The organism is Bacillus infantis (genome assembly GCF_008180445.1).
Lineage (GTDB): Bacteria > Bacillota > Bacilli > Bacillales > Cytobacillaceae > Bacillus_AB > Bacillus_AB infantis_B.
Map to the genome: position 1 here is coordinate 1 of NZ_VTER01000028.1, position 4989 is coordinate 4989.

A 4989-nucleotide genomic window follows, 5' to 3' on the forward strand; every position below is an offset into this window, starting at 1 on the left:
AAAGACGAAAAGAAACCATCGAGAGAGTATTCGCCGATGGAAAAGAAAAGCATGGTATGCGATGGACAACCCTAAGGGGATTAAAAAAATTGTCTATGCAGGCGATGCTTACTTTTGCTGCCATGAATTTAAAAAAGATGGCCAACTGGACATGGAAAGAGCCAGAAATGGTCTAAGAGAATGCCTCGTCGAGGCACCAATATTCTTGAAATACAAGAAAAAACTCAAAAGGCACTTCGAATGGACACATTCGAAATGCCTTTTGTCTACAATCTGAAGAATGCTGCGCTGCAGCATTCTTTTTTTGAAGAAATATACTCTAGGCCTTCAGGTCTTTTTTTCTGCATTCAAAAATTCAAGCACCGGTGAAAAAGCCTGCAGATCTTTTGCGGCAAAATAGCCTTGCAGCGGGTCTCCCAGTTTGTTGATCCGTTTTACCGCATTATCTACCCGGAACTCTTCCATCCTGAGCCGGTCATTGACTTCTTCCCAAAACAATGGTGCCGCGATACCGGCATACTGGTTGCCTCTGGCTGAATATGGTGCCACGATCGTCTTTCCCTCTGCATGCTGAATATAATCAACATAAAGCCTGCCGCCCCGGTTTTTCTTCATTCTTTCCGTTGTGAAAAGGTCCGGTTCTTTGGATATCAGATAGTCAGCAATGAAAGAAGTGAACAGGCGTGTATCATCATATGTGTAGGCATTGTCAGGAAGCGGGATGTAAACCTGGAGCCCTTTATTCCCCGATGTCTTTACAAATGATGTGAGGTTAAGATGATCGAGCACTTCTTTTATCATAATGGCGGCTTTAATCGCAAGGGTGAAAGCGTCCCGGGACGGCGGATCCAGATCGAAGACGATTTCAGATGGACCTTTGCTTTTAATGGTCTGAAATGGTATATGAAATTCAAAGGCCAGCTGATTGCCGAGCCAGAGAAACGTCTTAAGATTATTGCAGATAATATAATTGATTCCATCCGACATTTTTGTTTCAACAAACTCAGGTGTATAGTCCGGTGCGTTTTTTTGGTAAAATGGTTCCCCGAAAATACCGTGCGGATACCTGATGACGGTAAGAAGCCTATCTTTTAGAAACGGAAGCATATATGGGGAAATTTCCCGCAGATAATGGATGAAGTCTATCTTCTTAAGGGCGGGTGTTTCCCAGATGGGCTTGTCAGGATGTGTGATGTCTACATCATCGGGCAGATTCTTCTGCTGTTCGGCAAACTGGCTGTAGGTGCACTGCTCAGGCTTCAGGTCAAAACGGAATTGATGGAAGTGGGGCTCGCGCATCTGTCCATCATAAATCTCCAGGTACTTTAGTTCGGTACAAATGCCTGGATTAACATAAACAAATCTGTCATCTTCTTCTCTTTTATTATTTTTGATTGTGTCCATAAGGGCCTTTTTTTCATCAGGCTTTAATCCGAATATAAATTGGCCGATCGGGTGGATCCTTCCGCCATCATACACGCCTGTATAAAAATAACCATTGGATTTTTCATAGGCTGTAATAAAACATGATACATATTTCCAGTTTTTATATTTTTGCCACAGAGTTGAGCGTTTGCCTTCCTCCCATTTGCTTTTCTCCTGTTTCGCAACAATTCCCTCGCCATCATGAAGGATCACCTGTTCCCACAGATTTTTGAAATCTTCATATCCAGGTATCATTTGGAGAAGCTTTGTGCTTTTTTCATCAGGCTCAAGCGGTAGCCTTGCTGAAGTGAAGAAATTCTCCAATGCAGCCTTCCTCTCCCTATAGTCCAATGCTGATATGCTCTTCCCTTTAAGCTTTAATGCATCAAAAATCAATAAGCGGCATGGGGATTGCCTGGCTTTTTCCAGTATCCTCATTTCTGAACGCATTCTCCCCCTTACTTGGATAGAACCAAAATGGGCTTTATGTCTATTTTCTAAGTAAACAAGCTCTCCATCCAATTGAAGAGGCAGGAAAGGCCGAAACAGCTGGAGGTTGTCTTCAAGGAATGATCTGATTTCGGGAAAAAGTTCAAGCAGCGGCTTGCCATTTCTGCTTGTCAGAGAAAGTCCCTTTTCATTCCACTCGAGGATGGCCCGGAATCCATCGTATTTAACTTCGTAAAACCATCCTTTGGCATCCGGCGCATCAAAGGTCAGGCTCGGAAGCATCGGTTTCATTGTGACACTCCTTTCCGCGGCAGGATTTCGCCATTCCTCAACCAGTAAAACGGTTCATCCTTCATTATTCCATTCTGGGGGGATTCCTACTCCACTGGCAGAAGTTATCTTGCATTTCAAATGATGAATCATCGCACATTAAAGTTAAAGACTATAGAATGGAGAATCAGGATGCATACAATCTGGAAAGGCAGCATCAGCTTCGGGCTTGTAAATATACCGATTAAGCTTCATGCAGCAATTGAGGACAAGGACATTAAGCTGCGGACCCTTCACAAGGAGTGTCATTCTCCAATTAAATATGAAAAAATCTGCCCGGTCTGTGAAACAGAAGTCAAGCCGGAAGATATTGTAAAGGCTTATGAATATACAAAGGGAAAATTTGTCGTTCTTGAAGACGAGGACCTGAAGAAATTAAAGCAAGCTAACGAAGATAAAGCTGTTGAAATCATCGATTTTGTTAAAATGGCTGAAATTGATCCCATCTATTATGACCGCAGCTATTATATGTCTCCAGGGGATGGGGGAGGCAAGGCTTATTCTCTCTTAAGAAAAGCACTGGAAGACTCGGAAAAGGTGGGGCTCGCCAAAATCATCATCCGCTCAAAAGAGCAGCTGGCAGTTGTCAGGGTATTTGAAAATACGTTGATCATGGAAACAATACACTTTCCGGACGAAGTGAGGAAAGCCGGCGATGTCCCGAATGTTCCTTCTGAGGATAAAGTGACAGATAAAGAACTGGAAACGGCCATCATGCTCATCGACCAGCTGACAACGGCATTTGAGCCTGATAAGTATACAGATGAATACAGGACTGCCCTCCTGGATCTGATCGAAGCAAAGCGGACAGGCAAAGAAGTTGTCACTCCTGCAGAAAAAGAAACAAAATCAAATGTAACAGATCTGATGGCCGCATTGCAGGCTTCAATCGACAATACCAAGCCCGAAAAGCCGAAAAAGCCGGCTGCGCGCAAGAAAAGGGCTGCTGCACGGCCGAAGGAAAAGAAAGAAGCATAAGAAAAGCCGCCTCCGTGCGGTTTTTCTTATTGATTTGCCGATTTATGTTCACAAGCGGTCTGAAAAGGCAATATAGAAGGTATTGGACAAAAACAAGAAAAGGAAGTCGTAAATGAAAAAACTGACAGGAATCAAACTTTTGTATATTCTTTCAGCTGCAGCTCTTCTTTGCCTTTTTACTTTTCTTTTTGCCGAAGTCGCAGATGAGCTGAAAGAAAACGAACTGGAGGCTTTTGACAACATAATCATTAATTTTGTACAATCTTTTATCAGTGACCAGCTGACCGCTTTGATGTTTTCGGTTACATTCCTGGGCTCTGTAAAGTGGCTTGTATTTCTGGCCGCAGCAGGCGGAGTTATTCTCATGATTTATAAAAAGCGGGCATTAAGCGTGTTTCTGCTGGCTGGTTCAGGCGGCGGGGCGCTGTTCAATTGGCTTCTTAAGTGGATTTTTAAAAGAGAACGCCCTGATATTCTCCCGCTTCTGACTGAATCAGGATTCAGCTTCCCGAGCGGCCATTCTATGGGTTCTTTTATTTTTTACGGTGCTTCAGCCTATATATTGGTCCATTTATTTTCTAAAATTAGCTTAAAGGTCTTGGCTGTCCTCGCAAATGTCATGATAATCCTTTTGATCGGCTTAAGCAGGATCTATCTTGGTGTGCATTATCCGAGTGATGTGATAGGCGGCTTCCTGGCCGGTGGAGCCTGGCTGGCAGCCTGTATCATTATTTTCAGGTTGTACGAATATCGGAAGGATCTGTAAAAAGGTTGCTATGTTGTAAATTCGGCTGCTGATTTCCAATTAGTTGACAGCTTTTATATTTATGATATACTAGTAAAGCACGTATTTGAGGATATCTGCGGGCAGAATGGAGCGGAACGCCATTTTGCAGATCATGCTCTTTAGATTTTTACTGCTAAGCAACAATAGGTTTATACCTTTAAGAATTAATTTGTGGACAGCTTGATGATCAGGTGCGGCTGCTGTACAGCAGAATTCCCCCTGAATGGTATGATTTCTTCTTAATGCACATCTTCTATAAACCCGAAACATTTCTTCGCATGGATTGCTTCAATTCAATAATGCGGTCTTTAAATGACTGAATCTTAAAGAGCTGCTATCTTATCCCGATTGTTTACCTGATTCCCGCTGGCGCGGTCTCGGAGCCGCAAGGATGGAAGAGAGGCAGGGCTTTCATTGTTTTAGGTTGAAATTACATTTAATATACTTTATATATAGCCTCAAATATGATAAAAAGGACAGCTTGCTTAGCATGCTGTCCTTTTTCAATTCTGTTCCTAACAGTATATACTATATTCATACGGCTCTATACTAAATGTTGGGGTTCCTACACAAATTGAGACATAAAAAATGCACGTAATCATCCAGTCTTTTATACTTGAGTTGTCGAGAAACAAGTATAGATTGGAGATACGTGCATAATGAATTCTAACATAAAGTTGCCTGGATTTGAAGAAGTAGTGGTTCTATCAATGGAGGAAGTGGAAGAGAAGCTTCGCATACATGTAGAGATGCCTGTTAAAGCCCATGTTTGTCCGATTTGTGGGACATCAACGGTGAAAATCCACGACTATCGGATACAGAAAATTAAGCATTTAAAGCTATTTGAAAGACAGACGCTGCTTTTCTATAAGAAGCGCCGCTATGCTTGTCAGTGTGGAAAGAAGTTTGTGGAACGCAACCCCTTTGTCGACCGATACCAGCGTATTTCGGTTGAGCTGAACCAAGCCATTAAGATCCGCAGTATTAAGGGGAAGACCTTCAAAGAGACCGCAGAGGTC

5 protein-coding genes are annotated in these 4989 nt (G+C 42.7%); 4 read left to right on the forward strand and 1 reads right to left on the reverse strand.

Annotated elements, in window-relative coordinates; translation table 11 throughout:
- Positions 1 to 176 (forward strand): transposase (locus tag FZD51_RS25605; protein WP_187445840.1); only part of this gene is annotated, 176 nt, incomplete at its 5' end.
- A gap of 151 nt (positions 177 to 327) precedes the next feature.
- Here the strand turns inward: FZD51_RS25605 and FZD51_RS25610 are convergent.
- Complete coding sequence (locus tag FZD51_RS25610) at positions 328 to 2166, reverse strand: DNA ligase D (RefSeq protein WP_148977240.1); 1839 nt, start codon at positions 2164 to 2166, stop codon at positions 328 to 330.
- 171 nt (positions 2167 to 2337) lie between these two features.
- Here FZD51_RS25610 and ku point away from each other — a divergent pair, with 171 nt between their 5' ends.
- The 3 genes from ku to FZD51_RS25625 form a co-directional block, all read left to right on the forward strand.
- Positions 2338 to 3183, forward strand: a complete 846-nt coding sequence (gene ku, locus FZD51_RS25615) for a non-homologous end joining protein Ku (protein WP_148977241.1) — start codon at positions 2338 to 2340, stop codon at positions 3181 to 3183.
- A 112-nt stretch (positions 3184 to 3295) separates the two neighbouring features.
- Complete coding sequence (locus tag FZD51_RS25620) at positions 3296 to 3949, forward strand: phosphatase PAP2 family protein (RefSeq protein WP_148977242.1); 654 nt, start codon at positions 3296 to 3298, stop codon at positions 3947 to 3949.
- 680 nt (positions 3950 to 4629) lie between these two features.
- The coding region (locus FZD51_RS25625) for a transposase family protein (protein ID WP_148977243.1) at positions 4630 to 4989 on the forward strand (360 nt) is incomplete at its 3' end.